We start from the raw sequence: 24,500 nt of genomic DNA on the forward strand, positions 1-24,500 counted from the left end.
CTTGGCGTCACAGTAGACGCTTGCGAAGGAGGTCACAAGATTGGCGTCAGAAAATACCGGCAAATGGCCATATCACGACTCCAGTTCCACCTGCAGGGCGGCGCGCACGCAGTGCAGCACGCCACTCGGCACCCGCTTGCCGAAACGCTCCTCCAGCGCCGCCACCGGCGGCAGTTCGCCGTCTTCCTCGAGGAAGGCGTCCTGGATTTCGCCGAGGAGTTCCTCGGGCAGATCCAGCGCCTGCTCCAGGCTCACCTGCTGACCGGCGATGGCCTCGGCGAGCATCGCGTAGACGTTCTTCTCGCTGCAATTGAGCTGGCGGGCTATCTGCGCCGGGGTCATCCCCGCACAGGCCAGGCTGGCCAATTCGTGGCGCAGGTCCTGCGGCGGCGCGGCGGGCGCCGCCGGCGAGTCGGTGAGGACATCGAGGAAGGCCTGGCCGTAGCGCTCCAGCTTGCGCGCGCCGACCCCGCTGACCTGGGCCATGTCGGATAGCGAGCGCGGCTGGCTGCGGAGCATTTCCAGCAGGGTCGCGTCGGGGAAGATCACATAGGGCGGCACCGAATGCTCTTCGGCCAGCTTGCGCCGCAGCGCGCGCAGGGCCTCCCACATTTCCCGCTCTTCGCTGCGCACCAGTTGGCTGGCGGCGCTGGCGCCGCCGCTGGAGGAGCCCTTGGCGCGCTGTGGCTTGAGGTCGCGGCGCAGCTCCAGCCGCACCTCGCCACGCAACAGCGGACGACAGGCCTCGGTCAGGCGCAGGCCGCCGAAGCCGTCCAGGTCGACGTCGGCCAGGCCGCGCGCGACCAACTGGCGAAACAGGGTCCGCCACTCGTCTTCGCCGCGCCCCTTGCCGATCCCGAACACCGCCAGGTGCTGGTGGCCGAGACTGCGGATCTTCTCGGTCTCGCGGCCGAGCAGGATATCCACCAGATGGCCGACGCCGTAGCGCTGGCCGCTGCGGTAGATCGCCGACAGCGCCTGGCGCGCGGATTCGGTGGCATCCCAGGTTTCCACGCCGTCCACGCAGTTGTCGCAATGCCCGCAGGGCTGCGGCATCTCCTCGTCGAAATAGGCCAGCAGCGCCTGGCGCCGGCAGCGGGTTTCCTCGCAGAGCGCCAGCATGGCTTCCAGCTTGTGCCGCTCGACGCGCTTGTGCCGCTCGTCGCCCTCGGAACTCTGCATCATCTGCCGCAGCAGCAGGACGTCCTGCAGGCCGTAGGCCATCCAGGCGTCGGCCGGCAGGCCGTCGCGGCCGGCGCGGCCGGTTTCCTGGTAATAGGCCTCGAGGCTCTTGGGCAGGTCGAGGTGGGCGACGAATCGCACGTTGGGCTTGTCGATGCCCATGCCGAAGGCGATGGTCGCCACCATGATCAAGCCTTCCTCGTTGAGGAAGCGCTTCTGGTGGTGGGCACGCAGTTCGTTGGACAGTCCGGCGTGATACGGCAGCGCGGGGAAGCCCTGGTTGCCGAGGAATTCCGCGACCTCCTCGACCTTCTTCCGCGACAGGCAGTAGACGATGCCGGCATCGCCGCGCCGCTCGGAGAGGAAGCCGAGCAACTGCTTGCGCGGCTGCTCCTTGGGCACGATGCGGTAGAAGATGTTCGGCCGGTCGAAGCTGGAGAGGAACTGCTCGGCGTTCTGCAGGTGCAGGCGCTGGATCATCTCCTCGCGGGTACGCATGTCCGCGGTGGCGGTCAGGGCGATCCGCGGCACCTGCGGGAACAGCTCGGCAAGCTGGCCGAGCTGCAGGTATTCGGGACGGAAGTCATGGCCCCATTGCGACACGCAGTGCGCTTCGTCGATGGCGAACAGGCCGACCGGCAGTCGTTGCAGGAAGGCCAGCATGCGCGGCTGGACCAACCGTTCCGGTGCCAGGTAGAGCAGCTTGATCTCGCCGCGCTGCAGGCGCTCGGCGATGTCCCGCTGCTGCTCGGGGTTGAGGGTGGAGTTCAGCGCCACCGCCGGCACGCCGAGTTCGTCCAGGGTGGCGACCTGGTCCTCCATCAGCGCGATCAGCGGCGACACCACCACCGTCAGGCCTTCGCGCAGCAGCGCCGGGACCTGGAAACACAGGGACTTGCCACCGCCGGTGGGCATCAGTACCAGCGCATCGCCACCCTCGGCCACCCGCTCGATGATCCGTGCCTGGTTGCCACGGAAGGCGTCGTAACCGAAAACGTCTTTGAGGATGCGTAGGGCTTGCTCGCGCATGAAGGACTCCAAATCGAGCGGCGCATTATACGCCAGGGAGGCTCGATCGGGCCGGTACCTTGTCGCCGGAAAGGACGAAAACCTCAGCGATAGCGCTGACGTTCCTGTTTGAAAAGGATGCGGACGATGGCGAATTCGCGCTCCATCTGTTCGATCAGCGCCGGCGCCCGTTGCAGGTCACCGCGCCTGGCGCTTTCTTCCAGCTCCTTGCAGTAGCCGGCGAGGAGTACCGCGCCCATGTTGCTGCTGCCTCCCTTGAAGCTGTGTGCGGTATGCCGCAAAGCCTGGGCATCGCCGGCCTGGAGGGCGGCATGCAGGCTGCGCAGGCGCTCCTCGGAGTCGAGCACGAAGGTATCCAGCAGGACCGGATATTCGTCCTCCATGACCTCCTGCAACGAAGCCAGAACACGATCATCGAGATGCGGCGCGGACATTCGATCGCTCCCTGAAGTCGACTTCCGATGCCCTACCCATTAGGAGCACCGCGACGAAAGCGCGATTATGCCTGAGGCGACCAGAAAAACTCCACGGACACCACCTTTCCGTCGGCCGACCACTGGCAACGATCGGACAATTCGCGGATCAGGCGCAAACCCCTGCCGCAGAGGCGTTCCTGACGCTCCACGGCATTCAGCGCGCGCTCCACGTCGAAACCTTCGCCGCTGTCCTCGACCCGCACCAGCAGACGCCCCCCCGCGCCATGCGGCGCCAGGTCCAGGTGCAGCCGCACGTAGCCGTCGCGCAAGGCCTGCAGGCGGCTGACCCGCTCCTGGTAATAGCGGGCGAATCCCGCCGCGTCGCTCTTCATCGTCGAATCGAGGCCGATGACGCCATGTTCCAGGGCGTTCGAATAGAGTTCGGCGAGTACCGTATACAGCGCACCGCCACGCGCGCGCAGGTCGTGGACCTCGAGCAGCAGTTGCAGCACATGGGGCAGCGGGTTGAAATGCTTGAGGGTTTCGGCGCGGAATTCGAAGCTCACCGACCAGTCCAGCGGACTGCTCACGCCGCTATCGGAAAACGCCAGCGGCGGGCATTGCAGGCCGCTATCCGGCTGCAGCCGCACTTCGAGCATGCTCACGTCGTCCTGCACCGCGCCGCGGAACTGCGCCAGGCTGCGCTGGATCTCGTCGAACAGCGCGGACGGCTGGCGATTGCGCTCGAACAGCTGGAGCAGCCGCGCCTCGCCGAACATCTCGCCAGCCTTGTTGCTGGCCTCGAGGACACCGTCGGAAAACAGGAATATCCGATCTTCGATATCCAGCGGATAGGTTTCGCAACGGTCGCTGAACGCCGCCGGCTCGAGGATTCCCAGCGGCAGGTGGCGGGACACCAGGGCGACCCGCTCGCCGCTGGCGGCGCGCAGCAGGTAGCCGTCCGGCAAGCCGCCGTTCCAGACCTCCACCAGTTCGCGCTGGAAGCTCAGGTTGAGCAAGGTGGCGCAGCAGAACACGCCGACCGGCAGGATGCGCTTCAGCTTGGCGTTCATCTCGCGGAGGATGTCGGCCATCGGATAGCCCTTGGCGGTCATCCCGTAGAACACCTCGGCCAGCGGCATCGCGCCGATCGCCGCCGGCAGGCCGTGGCCGGTGAAGTCGCCGAGCAGCACGTGCATGCCGCCGGACGGCTTGTAGGCGGCCAGCAGCAGGTCGCCGTTGAACAGCGCGAGGGGCGATTGCAGGTAGCGCACGTTGCTGGCGTTCAGGCAGCCGGAATGGGCCACCTTGTCGAACACCGCCTTGGCCACCCGCTGTTCGTTGAGCAGGTGCTCGTTGTGCCGGACGATCAGGTCGCGCTGCTCCAGCACCGTTCGTTGCAGCAGGTGCAGGCGTCCCATGGCGTTGATCTTGGCTTCGAGGATCACCCGGTTGTACGGCTTGGAGAGGAAGTCGTCGCCGCCCGCCTCCAGGCTCTGCACCAGCGCCTCGGTTTCGCTGAGGGAGGTGAGGAAGATGATCGGCACCAACTCCTCGCCGGCCTGCTGCTTGATCCGCCGGGCCGCCTCGAAGCCATCCATCACCGGCATCATCACGTCCATCAGGACCAGTTGCGGCCGCTCGGTCTCGAACAGCGCCACCGCCTCCAGGCCGTTGCCGGCGGTCAGCACGCGATGCCCCTGGCGGCTGACGATGGTCGACAGCAGCAGGCGGTCGGCCGCGTTGTCCTCGGCGATGAGAATCGTCAGGCTCTCGATCCGCGCCGCCGGGGGATTCATCTCAGCTGATCTTGAACAACTGCTCGAAGTTGGAGATGGCGAGGATCTTGCGCACTTCCGGGCTGCAGTTCGCCAGGCTGATCTGCGCGTTCTCGCCGCCGGCGTGGTCGCGCAGCAGCAGGAGCATGCCGAGGGCCGAGCTGTCCAGGTAGGTGGCGTTGCGCAGGTCGACGACATAGCGTCGCGGAGTGATCGCGACGCGCTCGTAGGCGTCGCGGAAATCCTGATGGGCCCCGAAGTCGAAGCGCCCCTGGATCTGGATGGTCAACTCTTGCCCATCGGCCGAGGGCAGCGCAGTGATGGCCATGGAAGTCTCCTGGTAGGCGTGGCGGATCGAGGGAACGCTTGAATCATGTAAGCAGTTCCCCGGCAAAGCGGCAACTTGCCAGATCACCTGACTATCAGAAATATCTGTCAATACAACTAGATCGCGCAGTCCTAAACTGCCCCGCTCCGAGCCAGCCGTCCTGTGCCGAGCGGGCTGCGACGGCGCCGCCGCGCGTGGCGCTCGGAGCCTGGGCAGTGGGCGAAAGTCTCGTCCCACCTGCCCGTCCCAAGCGGACCCGCGCCAGGCTGCCAGGTCACCCCCGGCGCAACCTGGCGCGGGTCCGCTTCCTTGCGCTACTTGGCCCGGTAGATGATGCCCGGGCTGCACTGCACCATCTGGTAGTGGTCGGGCAGGTTGTTCAACGCCTCGGAGGCGCCGAGGAACAGGTAGCCGCCAGGCTTGAGCGTGCCATGGATGCGCAGCAGGATGTCGCGCTTCACCTCGGCGGAGAAATAGATCAGCACGTTGCGGCAGAACACCATGTCGAACTTGCCGAGGCTGGCGTAGCTGTCCAGCAGGTTCAGGGCGCGGAACTCGACGCGGCTGCGGATCGCCGGCTTGACCGCCCAGCGCCCCGGCCCCTTGGCGTCGAAATAGCGTTGCAGACGCTCCGGGGACAGGCCGCGGCCCATCGCCAGGGTGTCGTATTCACCGGCCTTGGCGGCGGTGAGCATCGACCCCGACAGGTCGGTGGCGACGATCTGCACGCCCGCCTTCAACTGCCCCAGGTTGGTCTTCTCGAACTCGTCGATGGCCATCGACAGCGAGTACGGCTCCTGGCCGGACGAACAGGCCGCCGACCAGATCCGCAGGCGCTGCCCGCCGTTGGCCTTGATCAGTTCGGGAAGAACCCGCTGCTTGAGCACCTCGAACGGGTAGGTATCGCGAAACCACAGGGTCTCGTTGGTGGTCATCGCGTCCACCACCATCTCGCGCAGGCCGCCGCGCTGGGTCTGGATGCGCTGCACCAGCTCTCCCAGGCTCTTGATGCCCTGCTGCTCCATCAGCTTGTTCAGCCGGCTCGAGACCAGGTACTGCTTGTTGCTGCCCAGCACAATGCCGCAGGTCTTCTCGAGGAAGACCCTGAACAACTCGAAATCCGCATTAGCTGCCGACACGCATAAGCCTCTTCGCCCTGGGCGACCGGAACGCAGCCGGTCGCCCGTATTCACATTGTTGTCGAGGGCCGATCGCTCAGCCCGCGTCCACCGCCTTGATCCGCTCCACCACCCGCGCCGCCAGATCGTCCGGACGGAACTTGGCGAGGAAGTCGTCCGCACCGACCTTCTTCACCATCGCCTGGTTGAAGACCCCGGACAACGAAGTATGCAAGAGAATGTGCAGTTTCTGCAGGCGGGGATCGCTACGGATTTCCGCCGTCAGGGTATAACCGTCCATTTCCGGCATTTCGATGTCGGAGATCAGCATCAGCAGCTCGTCTTCCGGACGCCGTCCCTCGGCGAGCATGTTCTGCAGGTACTCCAGGGCCTGGCGCCCGTCGTTGAGCGCGGTCATTTCCACGCCGACCGCCTCCAGGCAACGGGTCACCTGCTTGCGCGCCACCGACGAATCGTCCACCACCAGCACCCGCTTGGTCACCGCGCGGCTCTGGGTCTCGGCGTCCACCACTCCGTGGGACACTTCCTCGGACGTCGGTGCGACCTCCGCGAGCACTTTTTCCACGTCGATGATTTCCACCAACTGCTTGTCCACCCGGGTCACCGCGGTCAGGTAATGCTCGCGGCCGGCGCCCTTGGGTGGCGGATGGATCTCTTCCCAGTTCATGTTGACGATGCGCTCCACCGAGCGCACCAGGAAGCCCTGCACCTTGGTGTTGTACTCGGTGATGATCGCGAAGCTGTTGGTCAGGTCCTGCAACCCGCGGCGGCCGGTGGCCAGCGCCAGGTCGAGGATCGGAATGGTGCCTCCGCGGATGTTCGCCACCCCGCGCACCACCGGGCTGGACTTGGGCATCACCGTCAGGCGCGGGCATTGCAACACCTCTTTCACCTTGAACACGTTGATGCCGTAGAGCTGGTTACCGTCCAGACGGAACAGAAGCAGCTCCAGACGGTTCTGTCCGACCAACTGCGTGCGCTGGTTGACTGAATCCAAAACACCGGCCATTGGCGCTCCCCTCAGACGGTCGTACCGGACTCCGGCACGACCATTGCTTTACCCGTTGCATGAAACAGGCAACGACAGTTTTTCGACGAATAATGGCCCGTAGCCATACTTCTCTACGGTTTTTACCCGTTTTGCTCGGGCTCGGCTACCTGTGCGCGGCTAACAACAGCCAGGCCCAGGGTTTTACCGCTCCCGAGGTACTTATCGGCTCCACCCAGGGGTTTCTTGAATTCAAGGTAGAAGAATATCTGCAGAATAGCGGACTCGACGGGCGCTACCAGATTCAGGTCAATCGCGTCGACCCGCGCTTGCGCCTGGCCGAATGCGACAGGGACTTGACGCTCAGCCAGGAAAGTCCGGCACAACCGATCGGCAGGGTCACCGTACGCATCGGTTGCGAAGGCAGTGCGCCCTGGACCATCTTCATGCCGGCGCAGGTGAAGCTGTTCCGCCAGGTGGTGGTCGCAGTGCAGCCTCTCAAGCGCGCGCACGTGCTGGAGGATGCCGACATCGCCCTGGTCGAGCGCGACGTCGGCCTGCTGACCCAGGGCTACCTGACCGATCCGGCCCGCGTCGTCGGGCAGAAGCTGCGCCGACCGGTGGTCAACGACCAGGTGCTGGCGCCGGTCTTCCTCGAGCAGGCCGAAGCCGTGCGCAAGGGCGATCAGGTGGTGATTCTCGCGCGCACCGCCACCATCAACGTCAAGATGCCCGGCGAGGCGCTGTCCGATGGCGCCCCGGGCCAGCAGATCCGCGTGCGCAACCTGCGCTCGCAGCGGGTGATCAAGGCCCGCGTGATAGAGCCCGGCACGGTCGAGGTGAATATGTAGAGGGAAAGCCGTGGCCGGTAGCGCTGGCGCTACCCCGGCGGGTTTCTCTAAACTGGGAAACGACGCACGAAAATAAGTCCTAAAGTTTTTCAAGCCTTCGCCGAAAAGCTAGGCAAGCGTCCAATACCTTCGAGGTTTACAACCATGGTCATCGACTTCAACCGGCTGAATCCCGGCAGCACGCCAGCCACCACCGGCCGTACCGGCAGCACCGCCGCGGGGCGTCCCGACGCCACTGGCGCCGACAAGGCAGGCCCGGCCGCGACTTCCGCTCCGAAGAGCGGCGAGTCGGTGCAGATCAGCGAAACCGCCCAGAACATGCAGAAAGTCACGGACCAGCTGCAGACCCTGCCGGTGGTCGACAACGATAAGGTTGCCCGGATCAAGCAAGCGATCGCCGATGGCACTTATCAGGTCGACAGCGAGCGTGTTGCCAGCAAGCTGCTCGACTTCGAATCCCAGCGCTGACCTCGAAGGACGCGCTGGAGGACATTGGACGCCGAATGAACTCCCGAGCCCGAGATGCCTGACTCCCCTACCCTGCTCGATCTGTTCGCCGAGGATATCGGCCACGCCAGCCAACTCCTGCAGTTGGTCGACGAAGAATTCCAGGCCCTGGAACGGCGCGAGCTGCCGGTCCTGCAACAGCTTCTCGGGGCCAAGCAGCCACTGATGCAGCAACTGGAGCGAAATGGCCGGGCCCGCGCGGAAATCCTCCGCGAAGCCGGCGTTTCCCTCGACCGCGAAGGCCTTGCCCGCTACGCCCGCGAGCGCGCGGATGGCGCCGAGCTGCTGGCGCGCGGCGACGAACTGGGCGAACTGCTGGAGCGTTGCCAGCAGGCCAACCTGCGCAACGGGCGGATCATCCGCGCCAACCAGGCTTCCACCGGCAGCCTGCTGAACATCCTCCGCGGCCAGGACGCCCCTAGCCTGTACGACAGCCGCGGCGGCACCGCCTCGAGCAGCCGGCAACGCCCGCTCAGCCAGGCCTGAACCCGACCAGCACACGTATCAAGGCACAGTGCTATCATTGAGGCATTCGTGCCCCAGGAGAGCATTGAAGGTGCCCAACCCGTTCGTCGAAGAAGCGGGGCCGCAACCCCCGAAGGTGCTCAAGGCCCCCGTGGAAATCCAGGCCAACCTGCGCCTGCTGCAGGATAGCCGCGACTCCCTGCTGATCACCTTTGCCGATCGCAACCAGCGCTTCCAGAGCTTCCTGGTGGACATCGACCGCGACCGCGGGATGGTCGCGCTGGACGAACTCATCCCCAACACCGGCGAACGTTTCCTGCAGAACGGCGAGGCGTTTCGCGTCGAAGCCTTCCACGAAGGCGTGCGTATCGCCTGGGAATGCGAGCGCCCGGTGCAGTTCGGCGAACACGACGGCGTCCCCTGCTACTGGGCCGCCCTTCCCGCCGAAGTGCTCTACCACCAGCGCCGCAACGCCTACCGCGCCAGCATCAAGCAGAGCCAGCCGATCGCCGCGGAAATCGCCGGGGAGAAACTCCGCGCGCCGCTGAGCGGACAACTGCTGGATATCTCCGCCACCGGCGCCAAGCTGCGCTTCGCCGGCAATGTCGCCGAACGCCTGCATCCCGGCGAGATCTACGAAGACTTCAGCGCCCAGTTGCCACAGGGCGCGATCAGCAGCGCGATCGAACTGCGTCACGTGCGCTTCGACGAAAAGCTCGACGCGACCTTCGCCGGCGTCCGCTTCAGCGAGATGAGCGGCCTCGCCCAGCGCCAGGTGGATCGCTTCGTCTACCAGTTGCAACGCGAAGCCCGGCGCTTCGAGAAAGACGAACTGTTCTGAGTCTCACAGGACCACTCCCAGCGCCGCCAGGCGCGGCAGGTCCTCGGGACGGTCGACGTCCCAGAGCGCCGGCAGCAGGTGATGCTCCCAGCCCAGTTGCCGGAGACGCTCGCAGGTCAGCGCCAGCAGGCGGTCTCCGCCCCAGGGCATCGCTTCGAACAACAGCGGGTCGACCCGGGTCAGGCCGAGCAGCGCGTAGCCGCCCCGCTCCACCGGCCCCAGCACCGCCTGGTGGCGGCCCAGGGCGGTGCAGGCCGCTTCCAGGTAGTCGCCGTCCAGCACCGGGCAGTCGTGCCGAATCAGCAGTACCGCCTCGCTTTCCGCCAACCCTAGCGCCGCGATACGCCGCATGCGCTCGCCGGGATCGCCGGCCGGCTGGCTCATCAGGCTCCAGCCCAACGCCACCGCCAGCGCCTGCAGATCGCTGTCCAGATCGTCGTCGAACCAGAGGATGCGGGCACTGAAACCGCGATCGGGCAGGCGCAGGGCGCGTTCCAGCAATACCCGCTGCAAGCGTCCCGCGCTCTCCTCGCCGATGGCCTGGGCGATCTTCGGCCGCCGCTGCCCGGGCGGCAGGTTGCGCACCATCAGGTGAAGGGAAAGCGTCGGACTCATCGCAACCTCTCCTGCCTATCGGCTCCCGCGGCGAGCGGAATTCAGTTCTGCATCGCGCCGTCGGCCTGCGGCGCGTCGGGCTCGCCATCGACCATCTGTTCCTGCACCGCCTGTTCGTCTACCCGCGGGTCGAGCGCCGCGACCAGCGGGGAGCTGGTCATGTTGTCCGGGGTCGGCACGTGGTGCAGCGGCGCGTCGTCGACCCGGTGCAGGCCGCTGACCTTCTCCGGATGGACCCGCCAGACCAGGATCAGCGCGCAGGCGCTGACGAACGCATATAGCATGTTAGCGCCAAACAGCCGCATCAGCGCGCCGGCCGCCAGCGGCCCGATGCAGGCGCCGACGCCGAAGGTCACCAGCAGCATGGCGGTCAGCGAAACCCGTCGCTCGGTCTCCACATGGTCGTTGGAAAAGGCCACTGCCAGCGGATAGAGGGTGAACTGCAACATGCTCGCGGCGATTCCCAGGGCCAGCAGCAACGCCAGCGGCATCTGTTGCAACAATGCCAGCGGCAAGGCGAACAGGCACAGCAGGATGGCGCAGGCGCGGATCAGCCAGGCGCGGTCGCGACGGTCGGACAGCCAGCCGAGCGGCCACTGCACCAGCAGCCCGGCGAAGATGCAGGCGCCCATGTACAGGCCGACCTGCTCGTTGGGCAACCCCAACTGGTTGGCGTACAGCGGCGCCAGGCCATAGAAGGAGCCGACCACCAGCCCCGAGACCAATACGGTGGTCAGCGACTGCGGCACCCGGCGGATGAAGAAACGTGGTTCGAGCGGCGCCGGGCGCAGCGCCGCGGGGTGGATCTTGTGGGTCAGGGCCAGCGGCACCAGGCACAGGGCGAAACAGAAGGCCACCAGCATCAGCAATTCCGGCCCCAGTTGCGGATGCGCCACCAGGATCATCTGGCCGAGCACCAGGCCCAGGTAGGAAGCCGCCATGTAGCCGCCGAACACCGCGCCGCGCTGGCTGGCATCGGCCTGCTCGTTGAGCCAGCTCTCGATCACCATGTACTGGCACATCAGGCCCAGGCCCATCACCATGCGCAAGGCGATCCACGCCGGCAGCCAGGGCAGCAGGCCATGGCCGAGGACCGCGGCGGTGACCACCCCGGCGCAGGCGACGTAGGCGCGGATGTGGCCGACCCGGGCGATCAGCCGGTGACCGACCTTGCCGCCCAGCACCAGGCCGAAGTAGTTGGCTGCCATCAGCGCGCCGACCCACAGGCCGTCGACCTTGTCCGCCGCCAGGCGCAGCGCCAGGTAGGTGCTGAGCAGGCCGGAGCCGGTGAGCATCAGCAGGGTAGCGAAATAGAGAGCGCGAAAAGAGAAGAAAATCCGCCGCATCGGACCTCCGGTCCCGTACAAGGGAGCCGGCGCCGCTCGCGGACTGCCCGGCTCGCACAGCGTTGGAGTCCCGGGGAGGCCCCGGGACAGGACGCGGGATGCCGAAGCCGGCACCCGACACCACGACCCTGCCGCCGCGAGGCGGCAGGGGGTGACACAGGGCTAGGAAAGTACCACGGTGGATCAGGCCTGGGCTGCCAGGACACGACGCTCCCAGGGGCTGATCTCGTCGAAGAAGCTGGTCAGTTCCATGCTCTTGGTCGCCACGTAGCCTTCGACGAACTCGCTGCCGAACAGTTCGCGCGCCAGCGCGCTGCCTTTCAGACGCCGCAGGGCATCGTACATGGTGCAGGGCAGGGTCAGTTCCTCCGGTACCTCGAACTCGCCCTGGATCGCCGGGCTCGGCTCCAGTTCGTGCTCCAGGCCGTAGAGACCGGCGGCCAGGCTGGCGGCGATGGCCAGGTAAGGGTTGGCGTCGGCGCCTGGCAGGCGATTCTCGACGCGCCGCGCGGAGGCTCCGCTGGCCGGGATGCGCAGGCCGGCGGCGCGGTTGTCGTGGGACCAGCAGGCGTTGTTCGGCGATGCGTAGGGATGGCAGAGGCGCTGGAAGGAGTTCACGTGCGGCGCGAAGAAGGGCGTGAAGTCCGCCAGGCAGGCCTGCTGGCCGCCGATGAAGTGGCGGAACGCGGCGGAAGGCTCGCCATCGGCTTCGCTGAAGATGTTTCGCCCGCCGTCCAGTTCGACGATGCTCTGGTGGATGTGCATCGAGCTGCCCGGCGTCTTCGCCAGCGGCTTGGCCATGCACACCACGATCAGGCCGTGCTTGAGCGCGACCTCCTTGAGCAGGTGCTTGAACAGGAAGGTCTGGTCGGCCAGCAGGACCGGGTCGCCATGCAGGAAGTTGATCTCGAACTGGCTGGTGCCCATCTCGTGCATGAAGGTGTCGCGCACCAGGCCCAGCGCATCCATGCAGCGGTAGACGTCCTCGAAGAACGGCCGCAGGCCGTTGTTGGAAGACACGCTGAAGGCCGAATAGCCCAGCTCGCGCCGGCCATCCGGCCCCAGCGGGGCCTGGAACGGCTCGTTGGGATCGGTGTTCGGGGCGAAGACGAAGAATTCCAGTTCGGTGGCCACCACCGGTTGCCAGCCGTGGGCGGCGTAGCGCGCCACCACCTGCTTGAGCAGGCCGCGGGTGGACAGCCCGGACGGCGAGCCATCCAGTTCCTGCGCATCGCAGATGGCGAAGGCGCGCGGAGTGTTGCTCCAGGGCAGGCGATGGACCTGGGTCGGCTCGGCGACCAGCGCCAGGTCGCCATCGTCGCTGCCATAGAAGCGCGCCGGCGGGTAGCCGCCCATGATGCATTGCAGCAGCACGCCACGGGCGAGCTGCAGGCGCCGGCCGCTGAGGAAGCCCTCGCCGGTCATAACCTTGCCGCGCGGCACCCCGTTGAGGTCGGGGGTGACGCATTCGATTTCTTCAACTCCAGCCAGCCGTTCGGCGAGTGAGCCTTGGCCTTCGATAGTCATGACTTCTTATCCTTGTTGGTATCGCGGATGCCGCACCGGGCGGCGGCCGCGTACAAAATACGCATCGCTTGTTCAAGATATCAAGCATGCGGCACATTCTCGCGTGTGCAAAGCCTTTCGCCGCAGAGGCGTTCTGCCTTGCCTGCCGGGTACGAGGAAAAACGCCGGCCAGGCGTATATCCTCTGTGCCTTCGCCGCCCTACCCGCCACAGGAGTACTGCCGTTGATTCTCGGAACACCCAAGGCCGACTGGCTCGCCGAATTCCCGCGCCTGGCCGACCTGATCGCCCTGCGCCCGAGCGAGTGGTTCAACCCGGCCATCGCGCCGAGCGCCGAAGCCCTGGCCGACGTCGGCCTCGGCGCCGCCGACGTGGCCGACGCCAGCGCCCGCCTGCAGCGCTTCGCCCCGCTGATCGCCCGGCTGTTTCCGGAAACCGCCGCCAGCGGCGGCATCATCGAGTCCGACCTGGTCGAGGTCGCCGCCTTCCACGATGCCCTGCGCCAGCATTACGCCGCCGAACTGCCCGGCCGGCTCTGGCTGAAACGCGATAGCCACCTGCCGATCTCCGGCTCGATCAAGGCCCGCGGCGGCATCTATGAAGTGCTCGCCCATGCCGAGCGCCTGGCCCTGGAGCACGGCCTGATCGGCCTCGACGACGACTACTCGCGGCTGGCCGAGGCGGATTGCCGGGCATTCTTCGCCCGCCACCGGATAGCCGTGGGCTCCACCGGCAACCTGGGCCTTTCCATCGGCATCATCGGCGCCGCGCTGGGCTTCCAGGCCAGCGTGCACATGTCCGCCGACGCCCGCCAGTGGAAGAAGGACAAGCTGCGCGCCCACGGCGTGACGGTGGTGGAGTACGCCTCCGACTACAGTGTCGCGGTGGAACAGGGCCGCCGCGAAGCGGCCGGCGATCCCTACACCCATTTCGTCGACGACGAAAACTCCCGCGACCTGTTCCTCGGCTACGCCGTCGCCGCCGAGCGACTGCGCGGCCAGCTGGACGCCGCCGGCATCCGCGTCGACAGCGAGCACCCGCTGTTCGTCCACCTGCCCTGCGGGGTCGGCGGCGGTCCCGGCGGCGTGGCCTTCGGCCTCAAGCTGGCGTTCGGCGACGCGGTGCACTGCCTGTTCGCCGAGCCGACCCACTCGCCCTGCATGTTCCTCGGCGTCTATACCGGCCGCCACGAGCAGGTTTCGGTGCAGGACTTCGGCATCGACAACCGCACCGCCGCCGATGGCCTGGCGGTGGGGCGTCCGTCGGGCTTCGTCGGCCGCGCCATGCAGCGCCTGCTCGACGGCTACTACACGGTGGACGACGACGAACTGTTCCGCCTGCTCGCCTTGCTCGAGCGCAGCCAGGGCATCCGCCTGGAACCCTCGGCCCTGGCCGGCGCGCCGGGCATCGCCCGGGTCACCCGTGAGCCGCAGGGCTATCGCGAACGCATGGGGCTGACCTCGGCGCGCCTGGCCAATGCCACCCACCTGGTCTGGGCCACCGGCGGCGGCATGGTGCCCGAGACGGAAATGCGCGCCTACCTGAAGCGAGGCCGCTCGCTGCTGGACTGACACCGACACGCGCGGGGCGCCACGACCGTCCCGCCACCTCCCGACGAGGACCTTGCATGCGCACACCCGCCTGGCTCGGCAGCGGCATGCCGCTGCTCTTCGTGCTGCTCTGGAGCACTGGATTCCTCGGCGCCAAGTTCGGCCTGCCGTACGCCGAGCCCTTCACCTTCCTGGCCATCCGCCTGCTCCTCGCGGCCGCCCTGCTGGCCGCCTTCGCCCTGCTCAGCGGTGCGCCCTGGCCGGGCTCGGCACGGCTGGCCGGGCATGTCGCGGTCGCCGGCCTGCTGGTCCATGGCCTGTACCTGGGCGGGGTGTTCCTCGCCATCGAGCACGGCATGTCGGCCGGCCTGACCTCCCTGTTGGTCGGCCTGCAACCGCTGGCTACCGCGGCCCTGGCCGGCATCTGGCTCGGCGAGCAGGTCAGCCGCCGGCAATGGCTGGGACTGGCGCTCGGCCTGGCTGGCGTAGCCCTGGTGGTACTCGGCCGCATCCACGGTGGCGCCGACGGCCTGGCCTGGGCCGCGGTGCTGGTGGCACTGGCGGCGATCACCTGCGGCACGCTGTACCAGAAGCGCTTCTGCGGCGGCATGGACCTGCGCACCGGCGGCGTCGTCCAGTACCTGGCCAGCGGCGCCCTGCTCGGCCTCGCCGCGCTGCTTTTCGAAAGCCGCGAGGTGCAGTGGAGCACGCCGTTCGTGCTGACCCTCGGCTGGCTGGTGCTGGGACTCTCGTTCGGCGCCGTCGGCCTGCTCTACACGCTGATCCGGCATGGCGCCGCGTCGAAGGTGGCGAGCCTGTTCTACCTGGTGCCGCCAGTGACCGCGCTGGCCTCCTGGCTGCTGTTCGACGAGCCCCTGGCGCCGGCGGCGATCGGCGGCATGCTGCTGGTGATGCTCGGCGTCGCGCTGGTCAACTGGCCGGGCCGGCGCGCCTGAGGCCTCAGTGGCTGTAGTGCCGGGTGGCGGCGAAGCGGTTGAGAAACAGGTGGATCACCAGCACCGTCATCAGCGTGATCAGCACCGCGAAGCACACCGAGGTAAATCGGTAGAGCACGCTGTACATCATGTCGTGGGTCGGCGTCAGGTACTGGCCGAGGACGATCGCCAGGGTGGTCAGCGCGCCGAAACCGATCCCCGGTACGCCGTTCTCCAGCATGTGGATGCGCGCGCAGAACATCGCCGAGATCCACAGCAACAGGGCGACGAAGGGCAGGATGTCGTAGTGATCGTAGAGCAGCACCTGCAAGCCCACCGCCAGCGCACAGCCGAGCAGCGTACCGAGGGCGCGGATGCGCCCGGCGAAGTGCACGCCCTTCCAGTGCATGGGAAACAACACCAGGATCGAGGCGATCTGCGCCGACAGCGAGTCCTTCAGGTCGAAGGTCTGGAAGACCACGAAGGACAGGGTCGCCACCGTGGCCCCGAGCAGCGTCTCGTGGCGCCGGCTGGGGGCGTCCTTGGCCGGCGCCTGGCGCGGCGGCCGCGGTTCGACGTCGGGGAACAGGTAGAACATCAGCACGGCGATGGCCACCGTCAGCCAGGTGGCGACCATGTTGCTGGCGAGCATGTCGAACAGATCGACGTCCGGATAGCTGGCAAAGTGCAGCAGCATCGAGAGGAACACCGAACTCAGTGCGCCGAAGAAGAACAGCGGGCCGCGCGCCATCAGGGCGAAGCGGTAGACGAAGAGGCCGAAGACGATAGGCGTCATCAGCAGCGGCCGGTCGCCGAACAACCCGTACAGCACCAGTACCTCGACGCTGATCACCACCGAGTTGGCGAGGAACTGGCGGACGATGTGCAGGTTGATCACCGGCGTCAGGCCGAGCAGCAGCATCGGGTAGACGCCGAAGAACGAGCCGTAGTCCCAGTTCATCAGCTTGCAGACGAAGAACCCCAGGGTGCCGCCGCCGGCGATGCGCAGGCACTGACGCAGGTCGTTGGCGGACATCGCGAGCTTGGCCGGCATGGCGTCAGTAGACGTAGTGCAGCAGGCTGATGGCGACGATCTGCGCGCGACCGAGCAGGTGGCTCAGGCCGTCGCCGGGATACAGCTGCACGGTGGCCTTGGCACCGGTGGGCAGGAAGCCTTCGGGAAGTTCGTCGAGCACCACGTGCAGGCGCTGGCGCTGAGCGTCGCGGACCCAGCGGTCGGAGGTGACCGGCGCGGCGAGGTCGCCGTTGGCGTCCAGCTGGCCCTCCTTGACCCCGGCGTCGATGGCCGCCACCCGCGCGCCGAACACTTCGCCGGGACGCGCATCGAACACCACCGCCGCACGGTCGCCAGGGCGCACGTAGCGCAGCGATTTCTCGCGGAAGTCGGCGACGATGTCGATGCGGTCGTCCACCAGCGCCGCCACCGGCGTACCGGCCGGAACGTAGGTGCCCGGGGTCAGTTGCAGGTTGCTCAGGGTCCCGGCGCGGTCGGCCCGGACGCTGCTGTATTGCAGTTGCAGACGGGCCTGGGCCAGGGCGTTACGCGCCTGGCGCAGGCGCAGGTTGTCCTCGCCGGCCGTGCCGCGTCGCGCGGTCAGCTCGCCGATCCGCGCCTGGGCCGCGGCGACCCGGGCACGGGCGGCCTGGGCCTGGGCGCTGACCTGCTCGTGCATCTGCTGCGACACATGGTGGCGCTGCACCAGTTGGGCGGTGCGGCGCGCCTCGCTGTCCAGCTCGCCGGCGCTGCTGCGCGCGGCCAGGAGGTCGGCCTTGGCCGAGGCGATGGCGGCATCCAGCTCGCGGTTGGTGCGCTCGGCTTCCTCCAGTGCCAGTTCGGCCTGGCGCACGGCCAGTTGGAACGGCTCTGGATCGAGGCGGAACAACACTTCGCCGGGCTGCACGTGGCCGTTGTTGGACACCAGCACCTCGGCGACCTGACCGCTGACACGCGGCGCGACGCGCACCACCGGCCGGGTCAACTGGGCCTGCGGGGTGAGCGGCATCCACAGGTCGGCGACCAGGAAGTAGACGAACAGCAACACGAATACCGCGATAGCGACTTGAACCCAACGGGCAAATCGTTGATCGGGAGTCATAGGGTACGAGCCTCGAATCCAGCGGGAATGCAGTCGCCGCAGCGGGGCCTGAATGCGGGGGTTGGCGCGGCCGGGATGGAACCGGCGACCCGGACGACGGCCAGTGGGTAGCCGTCGCCGCTGCGGCGACCAGGTGACGCAGTATATTTCGAGACAATCGCCCCTGGCCTGCCGGCATCGGCAATAGATCATTACAGACAGCGTAACAATCGAACGAGTGGGCCGGCAGGCGGCTGCCATAGACCGGCACCGGGCCATGCATCGCCAGTGCCAGGACACCCCTGTAGCCCTCCTGCGAACTCTAGCAGTGGTCGCGCCCGGTCGACGGCGTAGATTGGCTGAACGATGCGTCCTTCCTGCCTGCGCATCGCCTGCCGCCAAGGACTGCGGATCTCTCCCGACACGCCATACCGCGCGCCAGACGGCTGCCTGAAAAGGCAGGCCAGGTATTCAGTGGAGATACATCATGGCAACACAAGGAGTGTTCACCCTTCCCGCCAACACCCAGTTCGGCGTCACCGCCTTCGCCAACTCGGCCGGAACCCAGACGGTGAACGTGCAGGTCAACAACGAAACCGTCGCGACCTTCACCGGGCAAAGCACCAACAACGCCATCATCGGCAGCAAGGTGCTCAACTCGGGCGGCGGCGGCAAGGTGCAGATCCTGGTCAGCGTCAATGGCCGCTCTTCGGATCTGGTTTCGGCGCAGGTGATCCTGGCCAATGAGCTGAACTTCGCCCTGGTCGGCTCTGAAGACAGCACCGACAACGACTACAACGACGCCGTCGTGGTGATCAACTGGCCGCTCGGCTAGCGTCGGAAAAGGCGGCGGGGACGCTTAGCCAGTTCCCCGCCGACCGTCATCGACGAGAACCGAGAGTCTTCTCGTACGACATGCGCATGTCGGCCGCCCAACCGTCCAGCACCGCCTTGACATCGTCTCCCGTGATCGGCTGATCGGAATCGTCCAGCGCCTTGCCGGTGCCCTGGCGCACCATCTTCGCCAATACCTTGTTGTCCCCACCGTCGAGCAGCATGGCCTCGGTGGCGATCTGGGTATCCTGGTCGCGAATCCCGACCGCCGTGCTCATCCCAGCAGCGATCAGCGCGATGGGGATGACCTCGTATGGCCGTAGACCCTGGGTATGGCTGGAAACTGCGGTGATCGCCGGTTTCAGCACCAGGATACCCGGGCCGGGGGCGCTGGCCAGCGGCAGGCTCTTGCCCAGCTCACGGCGCAATGCCTGATCGTAGTAGGTCGTGATGTCCGCAAGCGTCTTCGCGGAAACCTTGTCGTTCGGTTTCGGGACCGGATAGAACCTGCTGGGCTCGATGTAGATCCGCTGGTAGCGCCGCACGTCCGCCTGCGGGTCTACCCAGCGCAGGAGCGGCGCTCCGGAAGGCGCGGTGGCAGGCGCCAGCGTCGAATAGTCACCGATGAAGCCCGAGTAGTTTTCCGGCTTGACCTGACCATTGGAACAACCCACCAGCGCCGCCAGCAGCGCGCAGGAAACGGCAACTCGAAGTCGTTTCATTAAGAGCCTCGAACAGGGAAAGGAATGTCGCCGAACAATGGAAAACGCTCAGTCGAGAGCGAGTCGCTCAGAATATAGGCAGAAGTTGCAAAAACGGAAATCGCTTGCCGACGCTATATTCGGAATTGCTCCGCAACTCTCGAAGAGCGAATACCTTTTCATTTCAGAACTGTTATGAGTGCGCAGGAAAACCCAGCTCCGGAATATTGAGAAGCCCTAACCGCGGGAGCCGCAGTTCATCTGCGCCTCTTCGCACAGCGACGGCCCGCAAGCGCGCCGCCCCCGCGTCTGTCCAGGGCAAGCCTGCGCTTTCCCGCCCGAACGCTACCGAACTTCCGGGCATATTAAAGTCGCACTGGACAGCGGCTTCGAATTCTACCCGAGCGCCTGCGGAAAACGATCCACTCCCAAACAGAATCGAAGAACTTGGAGAGAATCGCCGCAACCCAAGGAAGATGCTTCGACGAACGTTCCGACATCGGCATGCCCCGGCCTGTTGCCAGAAAACAGGCCGGTATCGCTCAGGCGGACGGCTCGTCTCCCAGCAACTCCCGGGCGATCTTCAGGATCGGCTCGCGTCGCTTCATCGCCTCCCGTGACAGGTACTGGTGCGCCTCGCGCTCGTCCCAGCCATGGCGCTGCATCAGCAACGCCTTGGCCTGGTTGATCCGGGCCTGGCCGGCAATGCGGTCCTGGAGCTGCTCGGTCTTCTGCTTCAGCTTCGCCATTTCCTCGCTGATGCGCCGCGCCGATACCAGCACAGGCAGCACCCGGTGGGCGTCGAGCGGCTGGGTGATCACGCCGTGGCACTCCAGTTCGATGATCTGCGAGAGCACCGCGGGGCTTTCGTACTCCACCAGCGCCACCAGGGTAGTGCGCGGAGTCCCGGCGGCGAGCAGCGCAGCGATCTCGTCGTGGTGGCGATTCTGGAAAATGCTGGTGAAGACCACGTCCACCGGCACGTCGAAAGCTTCCGGCGGCGGCCAGCACTGGCGCACCGAACAACCGATGCGGATCAGTTGCAAGACCAGGGCGTCGCTGACCTCTCCCGGCGGGTTGAGTACCAGCACCTGCAACTCGCGCAGGCTGCCAAGCAGCGAGTTGGCGCTCATGGGAGCGCTCCCCCGCCCATGCTGGCGGACCAGTCGTCGAGGTTATGCACGACGACATAAGGATCGGGGCGAATCGGTTCGGGCGACTGCCAGCGGACCTGGAACACGCCGCGCGCATCGATTTCCGCGATGCGCGAAGACAGGCGGCTGTGGTTGTTCTGGCGCTCCACCCGGACCGGCCCCTGCGGCGCGTCGATGCAAATGTCGTACAGGTGCCGCTGCACGTCTTCCACTCGCCAACTGCCTGCGGCCTGCGCGGCGCGGCCAAGCAGCAAGGTCTGCCAGTAGGCCGCCTCGGCCCAGGCGGTGATGGTCGCGTTTTCCGGGAAGAAGCCATGGCAGGCCTGGACGAAGGCGCGGCTGGCGGCCGTGTCGATGCTGGAGAAGTACGGCGCGACCACCACCTGCCCCTCCGCCACGTCGCTCTCCATCTTCGCCACCTCCGCCTCGCTGGTGGTCAGGCTGGCGATCGGCGGCCGCCTGCCATCGCCGTAGCGACGGGCGATGGCGCGATACAGCTCGGCGGTGCCGGTGCCCACCACGGTGGAGAAGACCACGTCGGCGCGCGCCTGGTAGATGCGCTCGACGGCGCGCTGCACGTCGTCGTCGGAGGGATACAGCGGAATGTAGATTTCCTCGAGCACCGTGCCGCCGTGCTGGCGGTACAGGTGGCGCATCACATGGTTGCTTTCCCGCGGATAGATGTAGTCCGAGCCGATGAACACCACCCGCTCGCCGTAGTGGCGAATCAGGTACGCCGCCAGCGGCGCACTGTTCTGGTTCGGCGCCGGACCGCCGTAGACGATGTTCGGCGAATACTCGAAGCCCTCGTAGGGAGTCGGGTAGCAGAGCAGCGCGTCGGCGCGCTCGACCACCGGCATCACCGCCTTGCGCGTGTGCGACATGTAGCAGCCCACGAGGAACCGTACCCCCCGGTTGCGAATGAAGTCCTCGGCGCACAGCCGATAGCGGTCCGGATCGCCGCCGGGGTCCTGGGACAGCGTTTCGATCGGGCGACCGCCGACGCCGCCCTCGCGATTCAGTTGCTCGACCGCGAGCAATGCGCCATAGCGCTGCGAGCGCTCGATATCGGCGGTGACACCGGTTTCGGAGAACAGCAGGCCGATCAGCGGCCGCTCCTGGTGCGATCCCATCCGTTTCCTCTCCTGTGACTGTCGCTCAGCGCCGCACGAAGCGAACCCGCTCGTGCTCCAGGCTCGCCAGGTAGGTCGTGCAGTTCCCGTCGCCCGGCTGGTGGTGGTCGAGCAGATGCTCGGCCAGCGGTACCTCGAGATGATGACGGACACTGCGGCGCAACGCACGGGCGCCGAACTGCCGGTCGAAGCCGGCGCGGGCGATCTTCGCCAGCACCTCCGGGGTCGCCTCCAGGCGGCAGCGATGCTTCTCCAGGCGCCGGTTGAGCCGCTGCACCTCCAACTCGACCAGGCGCGCGACGACGTTGCGTTCGATCCAGTTGAAGGTGACCACGCTATCGAGACGATTGACGAACTCCGGCGAGAAGGTCTTCAGCAGCCGGGCCCGGACCATCCCGTCGATGTCCCGCCGCCGGCGTTCGCCGCCGACCGGCAGCAGGCGCCAGGGCAGGCGTTGGCGACGCTCGTCGTAGCGCTGGATCTCATGGGCGCAGAGATTGCTGGTCATGAACACCAGGGTGTTGCGGAAATGGTAGGTGCGTTCGCCGGAAGCGACCCGCAGCAGGCCGTTGTCGAGCACGTTGAGCAGCGCATGGACCACTTCCGGGCTGGCCTTCTCCAGTTCGTCGAAGAGAACGATGCCGGGGCGCCCGGGACTGCCGTCCAGCTTGTCCTGCTCCAACAGCGTGGTGCCCTCCTTCGCCCCGACGTAGCCCGGCGGCGCACCGGTGAGGGCGGCGGCATAGTGCTCCTGGGACAGGGTATTCATGTCCACCCGGCAGAACCCCTCGGCGTCGCCGTGCAGGGCCCTGGCCAGGGCGCGCACGATCTCGGTCTTGCCGACCCCAGTGGGGCCGAGGAACAGCGCGCTGAACAGCGGACGGCGCGGGTCGGCGATGTCCGCGCGAACCACCTTGAGCATGTCCTCGACGGCCTGTAGCGCCGGTTCCTGGCCGAGCACCTCGGCGCGCAGGCAGTCCATCACCGCCGCCGGGTCGAAACGGAAGCGGCTGTGCAGGGCGCTGCGGTGGCTCAGGTGGGCCTGGAGCAGACTCGCCTCGGCGAGATTCTCCCGCGCCAGGGCCTGTTCCTCGTCCTGCTGCCGGCGGGACTGGTCGAGCATGTCGCTCAGAAAAGGCATGGATGAAACTCCTTCTGCCACAGGGGGGAAATGGCGGAGACGGCGTGCCGCGCGACGGCACGCCGGGCTGGCGGCGTCTGCCGTCAGGCCTCCTTCTCCAGTCCCTCGTAGGGCAGCCGGCCGACCGGGCATTGCGCCACGCCGGTAGTCGAGCGGGTCAGACGCTCGACATTCTCGCGCGCCTTCTCGGCGTCGGTGACCCAGGTGCGGTAGAACTCGAACGGACATTCCGCCAGGCCCCGGTCGCCATCGCCGGATGCCTGCAAGCCGCTGTAGCCGCGGTGGAGGATCTTGAACAGGTGGTTCTGCGACTGATCGTTGGCGCGCGCATCGCGGATCTGCGAGAGCGACAGCTGGGCGTACTGGATACCCATTTCCTCCTCGCCGCACTCACCCAGGGTACGACCGTCGAAGCCGATGATCGCCGAGTGGCCGAAGTAGGAATACACGCCGTCGAAGCCGGCGGCGTTGGCCACCGCCACATAGCAGTTGTTGGCCCAGGCCATGGCCTTGGCCATCATCACCTGCTGGTCCTTGGCCGGGTACATGTAGCCCTGGCAGCGCACGATCAGCTCGGCGCCCTTCATCGCGCAGTCGCGCCAGATTTCCGGGTAGTTGCCGTCGTCGCAGATGATCAGGCTGATCTTCATGCCCTTCGGCCCTTCGCTGACGTAGGTCTGGCCACCGGGATACCAGCCCTCGATGGGGCACCAGGGAATGATCTTGCGGTACTTCTGGACGATCTCGCCGTTGTTGTCGATCAGCACCAGGGTGTTGTACGGCGCCTTGCGCGGATGCTCCTCGTGCCGTTCGCCGGTGAGGGAGAATACGCCCCAGACGTTGGCCTTGCGGCAGGCGCGGGAGAATATCTCGGTTTCCTCGCCGGGGATCGCCACCGCGGTTTCCATCATCTCCGCCGGATCGTACATGATGCCCTGCAGGCTGTACTCGGGGAACACCACCAGGTCCATGCCGGGTAGGCCCTGCTTCATGCCGACGATCATGTCGGCGATCTTCCGGGCGTTGTCCAGGACCTCCGCCGCGGTGTGCAGGCGCGGCATCTTGTAGTTGACCACCGCTACTCCGACGGTGTCGTTGCTGCTGGAAATATCGCCGTGACGCATGGATATCACCTCTTGTTGTTATTTTTTCGGGACGAAAAAAGGCCCTCCCGGGTAACCCCGGGAGAGCCCATTTGCTCTGTACGTATGCGTTAGGTTCGGTCCCGCGACATCGACGCTGATGCGCATGACCTGATGGCGCCACTTATAAGCCCCGTTGAAAAGACCTGTCAAGGCTCGGGTAAGACCATGTAATCGGCGCGCTCGCGAAAGCGCACGGCGCGCGCCTGAGATAGCATGCAGCCATCATTCGCACGGAAGCTTCGCCAATGAAATTCGGACTCTTCGCCTCGATCGCCCTCTTCCTCCTGTCGGTCTGCGCACTTCCGGCGCTGGCTGCCAATAGCCCCTGCTCGGGAAAGAAAGGCGGTATCGCCGGTTGCGACGGCGATATCTTCCTCTGCAACGACGGCTCCATCAGCGCCTCGAAGCGCAGTTGCGCGGCCTACTTCGGCAACGCCGGCGGACGTACCGGACAACCCGCCGTACAGCGTCTGCAAGGCACGACGCAGGGCTGTGCCTGTGGCAGCGGCTCGTTCTGCACGGGCCCGCGCGGAGGGGTGTACTGCCTGACGCCGGGCGGCAAGAAAAGCTATCGGAGAAAGTGACGGCAAGCGGACTGTCGAAGCGGCGAGGGAAGCTGGAGCAGAGCATGAAATGGCGTCCCAAAAGGCGCACCTTGGGACGCATAGGCGTACTGACGCTCAATCAGGTACAAAAGAAGACGCTCGGGGCCTGCAAGCATGTGGAGCCCCTAATAGTGACTCAGGGGCAAAGGACCATAAAGGAGCATAAAGGGGACAGATTTATTTTCTCTACTCTAA

General features: G+C 66.4%; 24 protein-coding genes. 8 read left to right on the forward strand and 16 right to left on the reverse strand.

The window, feature by feature from the left end:
- Nucleotides 1–72: 72 nt before the first annotated feature.
- From recQ to HMPREF2581_RS08295, 6 genes are all read right to left on the reverse strand, one after another.
- Complete coding sequence (gene recQ, locus HMPREF2581_RS08270) at nucleotides 73–2,211, reverse strand: DNA helicase RecQ (protein WP_003091724.1); 2,139 nt, start codon at nucleotides 2,209–2,211, stop codon at nucleotides 73–75.
- An 83-nt stretch (nucleotides 2,212–2,294) separates the two neighbouring features.
- Entirely contained in the window at nucleotides 2,295–2,645 is a 351-nt protein-coding gene (gene htpB, locus HMPREF2581_RS08275) for a two-component system sensor histidine kinase HtpB (protein ID WP_003091725.1), read from the reverse strand.
- A 65-nt stretch (nucleotides 2,646–2,710) separates the two neighbouring features.
- Entirely contained in the window at nucleotides 2,711–4,426 is a 1,716-nt protein-coding gene (hsbR, locus tag HMPREF2581_RS08280; protein WP_003098751.1) for a two-component system response regulator HsbR, read from the reverse strand.
- Between the two features lies 1 nt (nucleotide 4,427).
- Entirely contained in the window at nucleotides 4,428–4,733 is a 306-nt protein-coding gene (gene hsbA, locus HMPREF2581_RS08285; RefSeq protein ID WP_003091727.1) for an anti-anti sigma factor HsbA, read from the reverse strand.
- Nucleotides 4,734–5,047: 314 nt separating this feature from the next.
- Nucleotides 5,048–5,872 carry a protein-glutamate O-methyltransferase CheR gene (gene cheR, locus HMPREF2581_RS08290; RefSeq protein ID WP_003091728.1) on the reverse strand — a complete coding sequence of 275 codons (825 nt, stop codon included), beginning with the start codon at nucleotides 5,870–5,872 and terminating at the stop codon, nucleotides 5,048–5,050.
- A gap of 76 nt (nucleotides 5,873–5,948) precedes the next feature.
- The gene (locus HMPREF2581_RS08295; RefSeq protein WP_003091730.1) at nucleotides 5,949–6,881 is read right to left on the reverse strand and encodes a chemotaxis protein CheV; all 933 of its coding nucleotides are present in this window, start codon (nucleotides 6,879–6,881) and stop codon (nucleotides 5,949–5,951) included.
- 131 nt (nucleotides 6,882–7,012) lie between these two features.
- Between HMPREF2581_RS08295 and flgA the strand changes: the two genes are divergently transcribed.
- The 4 genes from flgA to flgZ all read left to right on the forward strand — a co-directional run bounded on the left by flgA (nucleotide 7,013) and on the right by flgZ (nucleotide 9,524).
- Nucleotides 7,013–7,711, forward strand: a complete 699-nt coding sequence (flgA, locus tag HMPREF2581_RS08300; RefSeq protein WP_003091731.1) for a flagellar basal body P-ring formation chaperone FlgA — start codon at nucleotides 7,013–7,015, stop codon at nucleotides 7,709–7,711.
- Between the two features lie 144 nt (nucleotides 7,712–7,855).
- Nucleotides 7,856–8,179, forward strand: a complete 324-nt coding sequence (gene flgM / locus HMPREF2581_RS08305; protein ID WP_003091732.1) for a flagellar biosynthesis anti-sigma factor FlgM — start codon at nucleotides 7,856–7,858, stop codon at nucleotides 8,177–8,179.
- A gap of 54 nt (nucleotides 8,180–8,233) precedes the next feature.
- On the forward strand, nucleotides 8,234–8,704 hold the full coding sequence (locus HMPREF2581_RS08310) for a flagella synthesis protein FlgN (RefSeq protein WP_003091733.1): 471 nt from the start codon (nucleotides 8,234–8,236) through the stop codon (nucleotides 8,702–8,704).
- Nucleotides 8,705–8,732: 28 nt separating this feature from the next.
- Nucleotides 8,733–9,524 (forward strand): flagellar brake protein FlgZ, encoded by a 792-nt coding sequence (gene flgZ, locus HMPREF2581_RS08315; RefSeq protein ID WP_003119635.1) that lies wholly within the window; start codon nucleotides 8,733–8,735, stop codon nucleotides 9,522–9,524.
- Nucleotides 9,525–9,527: 3 nt separating this feature from the next.
- Here flgZ and HMPREF2581_RS08320 read toward each other — a convergent pair whose 3' ends face one another.
- From HMPREF2581_RS08320 to HMPREF2581_RS08330, 3 genes are all read right to left on the reverse strand, one after another.
- Entirely contained in the window at nucleotides 9,528–10,139 is a 612-nt protein-coding gene (locus HMPREF2581_RS08320) for a TIGR04282 family arsenosugar biosynthesis glycosyltransferase (protein ID WP_003109303.1), read from the reverse strand.
- Between the two features lie 41 nt (nucleotides 10,140–10,180).
- Nucleotides 10,181–11,485 carry an MFS transporter gene (locus HMPREF2581_RS08325; RefSeq protein WP_003091737.1) on the reverse strand — a complete coding sequence of 435 codons (1,305 nt, stop codon included), beginning with the start codon at nucleotides 11,483–11,485 and terminating at the stop codon, nucleotides 10,181–10,183.
- A gap of 183 nt (nucleotides 11,486–11,668) precedes the next feature.
- Complete coding sequence (locus HMPREF2581_RS08330; RefSeq protein WP_003138264.1) at nucleotides 11,669–12,910, reverse strand: glutamine synthetase family protein; 1,242 nt, start codon at nucleotides 12,908–12,910, stop codon at nucleotides 11,669–11,671.
- Between the two features lie 325 nt (nucleotides 12,911–13,235).
- Here HMPREF2581_RS08330 and dsdA point away from each other — a divergent pair, with 325 nt between their 5' ends.
- Nucleotides 13,236–14,582 carry a D-serine ammonia-lyase gene (gene dsdA, locus HMPREF2581_RS08335; RefSeq protein ID WP_003138263.1) on the forward strand — a complete coding sequence of 449 codons (1,347 nt, stop codon included), beginning with the start codon at nucleotides 13,236–13,238 and terminating at the stop codon, nucleotides 14,580–14,582.
- Between the two features lie 56 nt (nucleotides 14,583–14,638).
- Nucleotides 14,639–15,517 carry a DMT family transporter gene (locus tag HMPREF2581_RS08340; RefSeq protein ID WP_003138261.1) on the forward strand — a complete coding sequence of 293 codons (879 nt, stop codon included), beginning with the start codon at nucleotides 14,639–14,641 and terminating at the stop codon, nucleotides 15,515–15,517.
- 4 nt (nucleotides 15,518–15,521) lie between these two features.
- Here HMPREF2581_RS08340 and HMPREF2581_RS08345 read toward each other — a convergent pair whose 3' ends face one another.
- On the reverse strand, nucleotides 15,522–16,532 hold the full coding sequence (locus HMPREF2581_RS08345; protein ID WP_003119630.1) for a DUF2955 domain-containing protein: 1,011 nt from the start codon (nucleotides 16,530–16,532) through the stop codon (nucleotides 15,522–15,524).
- 22 nt (nucleotides 16,533–16,554) lie between these two features.
- On the reverse strand, nucleotides 16,555–17,613 hold the full coding sequence (locus HMPREF2581_RS08350) for an HlyD family secretion protein (RefSeq protein WP_003138259.1): 1,059 nt from the start codon (nucleotides 17,611–17,613) through the stop codon (nucleotides 16,555–16,557).
- Between the two features lie 466 nt (nucleotides 17,614–18,079).
- Here HMPREF2581_RS08350 and HMPREF2581_RS08355 point away from each other — a divergent pair, with 466 nt between their 5' ends.
- Nucleotides 18,080–18,427: a fucose-binding lectin II gene (locus HMPREF2581_RS08355; RefSeq protein ID WP_003138256.1), complete on the forward strand. Its 348-nt coding sequence runs from the start codon at nucleotides 18,080–18,082 to the stop codon at nucleotides 18,425–18,427.
- Between the two features lie 46 nt (nucleotides 18,428–18,473).
- Here HMPREF2581_RS08355 and HMPREF2581_RS08360 read toward each other — a convergent pair whose 3' ends face one another.
- The 5 genes from HMPREF2581_RS08360 to HMPREF2581_RS08380 all read right to left on the reverse strand — a co-directional run bounded on the left by HMPREF2581_RS08360 (nucleotide 18,474) and on the right by HMPREF2581_RS08380 (nucleotide 23,679).
- Nucleotides 18,474–19,148, reverse strand: coding sequence for a DUF3313 domain-containing protein (locus HMPREF2581_RS08360; RefSeq protein WP_003091746.1), 675 nt, complete (start codon nucleotides 19,146–19,148; stop codon nucleotides 18,474–18,476).
- Nucleotides 19,149–19,669: 521 nt separating this feature from the next.
- Nucleotides 19,670–20,260 (reverse strand): transcriptional antitermination factor AmiR, encoded by a 591-nt coding sequence (gene amiR / locus HMPREF2581_RS08365; protein ID WP_003138254.1) that lies wholly within the window; start codon nucleotides 20,258–20,260, stop codon nucleotides 19,670–19,672.
- Entirely contained in the window at nucleotides 20,257–21,414 is a 1,158-nt protein-coding gene (amiC, locus tag HMPREF2581_RS08370) for an aliphatic amidase expression-regulating protein AmiC (RefSeq protein WP_003091751.1), read from the reverse strand. Before amiC ends, amiR begins: the two co-directional genes overlap by 4 nt.
- 25 nt (nucleotides 21,415–21,439) lie before the next feature.
- Entirely contained in the window at nucleotides 21,440–22,555 is a 1,116-nt protein-coding gene (locus HMPREF2581_RS08375; protein WP_003091753.1) for an AAA family ATPase, read from the reverse strand.
- 83 nt (nucleotides 22,556–22,638) lie between these two features.
- Nucleotides 22,639–23,679: an aliphatic amidase gene (locus HMPREF2581_RS08380; protein ID WP_003091756.1), complete on the reverse strand. Its 1,041-nt coding sequence runs from the start codon at nucleotides 23,677–23,679 to the stop codon at nucleotides 22,639–22,641.
- Nucleotides 23,680–23,945: 266 nt separating this feature from the next.
- Here HMPREF2581_RS08380 and HMPREF2581_RS08385 point away from each other — a divergent pair, with 266 nt between their 5' ends.
- On the forward strand, nucleotides 23,946–24,284 hold the full coding sequence (locus HMPREF2581_RS08385) for a YdcA family protein (protein WP_003109297.1): 339 nt from the start codon (nucleotides 23,946–23,948) through the stop codon (nucleotides 24,282–24,284).
- The last annotated feature ends 216 nt before the right edge of the window (nucleotides 24,285–24,500 follow it).

Origin of the sequence: Pseudomonas sp. HMSC057H01 (genome assembly GCF_001836405.1) — a bacterium.
Taxonomy (GTDB): domain Bacteria; phylum Pseudomonadota; class Gammaproteobacteria; order Pseudomonadales; family Pseudomonadaceae; genus Pseudomonas; species Pseudomonas aeruginosa.

Excerpts from the sequence above, each read along its gene's own strand:
- recQ (WP_003091724.1), bottom strand. The coding sequence starts at position 2,211 with ATGCGCGAGCAAGCCCTACGCATCCTCAAAGACGTTTTCGGTTACGAC.
- htpB (WP_003091725.1), bottom strand. The coding sequence starts at position 2,645 with ATGTCCGCGCCGCATCTCGATGATCGTGTTCTGGCTTCGTTGCAGGAG.
- hsbR (WP_003098751.1), bottom strand. The coding sequence starts at position 4,426 with ATGAATCCCCCGGCGGCGCGGATCGAGAGCCTGACGATTCTCATCGCC.
- hsbA (WP_003091727.1), bottom strand. The coding sequence starts at position 4,733 with ATGGCCATCACTGCGCTGCCCTCGGCCGATGGGCAAGAGTTGACCATC.
- HMPREF2581_RS08295 (WP_003091730.1), bottom strand. The coding sequence starts at position 6,881 with ATGGCCGGTGTTTTGGATTCAGTCAACCAGCGCACGCAGTTGGTCGGA.
- flgM (WP_003091732.1), top strand. The coding sequence starts at position 7,856 with ATGGTCATCGACTTCAACCGGCTGAATCCCGGCAGCACGCCAGCCACC.
- HMPREF2581_RS08310 (WP_003091733.1), top strand. The coding sequence starts at position 8,234 with ATGCCTGACTCCCCTACCCTGCTCGATCTGTTCGCCGAGGATATCGGC.
- HMPREF2581_RS08320 (WP_003109303.1), bottom strand. The coding sequence starts at position 10,139 with ATGAGTCCGACGCTTTCCCTTCACCTGATGGTGCGCAACCTGCCGCCC.
- HMPREF2581_RS08325 (WP_003091737.1), bottom strand. The coding sequence starts at position 11,485 with ATGCGGCGGATTTTCTTCTCTTTTCGCGCTCTCTATTTCGCTACCCTG.
- HMPREF2581_RS08330 (WP_003138264.1), bottom strand. The coding sequence starts at position 12,910 with ATGACCGGCGAGGGCTTCCTCAGCGGCCGGCGCCTGCAGCTCGCCCGT.
- HMPREF2581_RS08340 (WP_003138261.1), top strand. The coding sequence starts at position 14,639 with ATGCGCACACCCGCCTGGCTCGGCAGCGGCATGCCGCTGCTCTTCGTG.
- HMPREF2581_RS08345 (WP_003119630.1), bottom strand. The coding sequence starts at position 16,532 with ATGTCCGCCAACGACCTGCGTCAGTGCCTGCGCATCGCCGGCGGCGGC.
- HMPREF2581_RS08350 (WP_003138259.1), bottom strand. The coding sequence starts at position 17,613 with ATGACTCCCGATCAACGATTTGCCCGTTGGGTTCAAGTCGCTATCGCG.
- HMPREF2581_RS08355 (WP_003138256.1), top strand. The coding sequence starts at position 18,080 with ATGGCAACACAAGGAGTGTTCACCCTTCCCGCCAACACCCAGTTCGGC.
- HMPREF2581_RS08360 (WP_003091746.1), bottom strand. The coding sequence starts at position 19,148 with ATGAAACGACTTCGAGTTGCCGTTTCCTGCGCGCTGCTGGCGGCGCTG.
- amiR (WP_003138254.1), bottom strand. The coding sequence starts at position 20,260 with ATGAGCGCCAACTCGCTGCTTGGCAGCCTGCGCGAGTTGCAGGTGCTG.
- amiC (WP_003091751.1), bottom strand. The coding sequence starts at position 21,414 with ATGGGATCGCACCAGGAGCGGCCGCTGATCGGCCTGCTGTTCTCCGAA.
- HMPREF2581_RS08375 (WP_003091753.1), bottom strand. The coding sequence starts at position 22,555 with ATGCCTTTTCTGAGCGACATGCTCGACCAGTCCCGCCGGCAGCAGGAC.
- HMPREF2581_RS08380 (WP_003091756.1), bottom strand. The coding sequence starts at position 23,679 with ATGCGTCACGGCGATATTTCCAGCAGCAACGACACCGTCGGAGTAGCG.
- HMPREF2581_RS08385 (WP_003109297.1), top strand. The coding sequence starts at position 23,946 with ATGAAATTCGGACTCTTCGCCTCGATCGCCCTCTTCCTCCTGTCGGTC.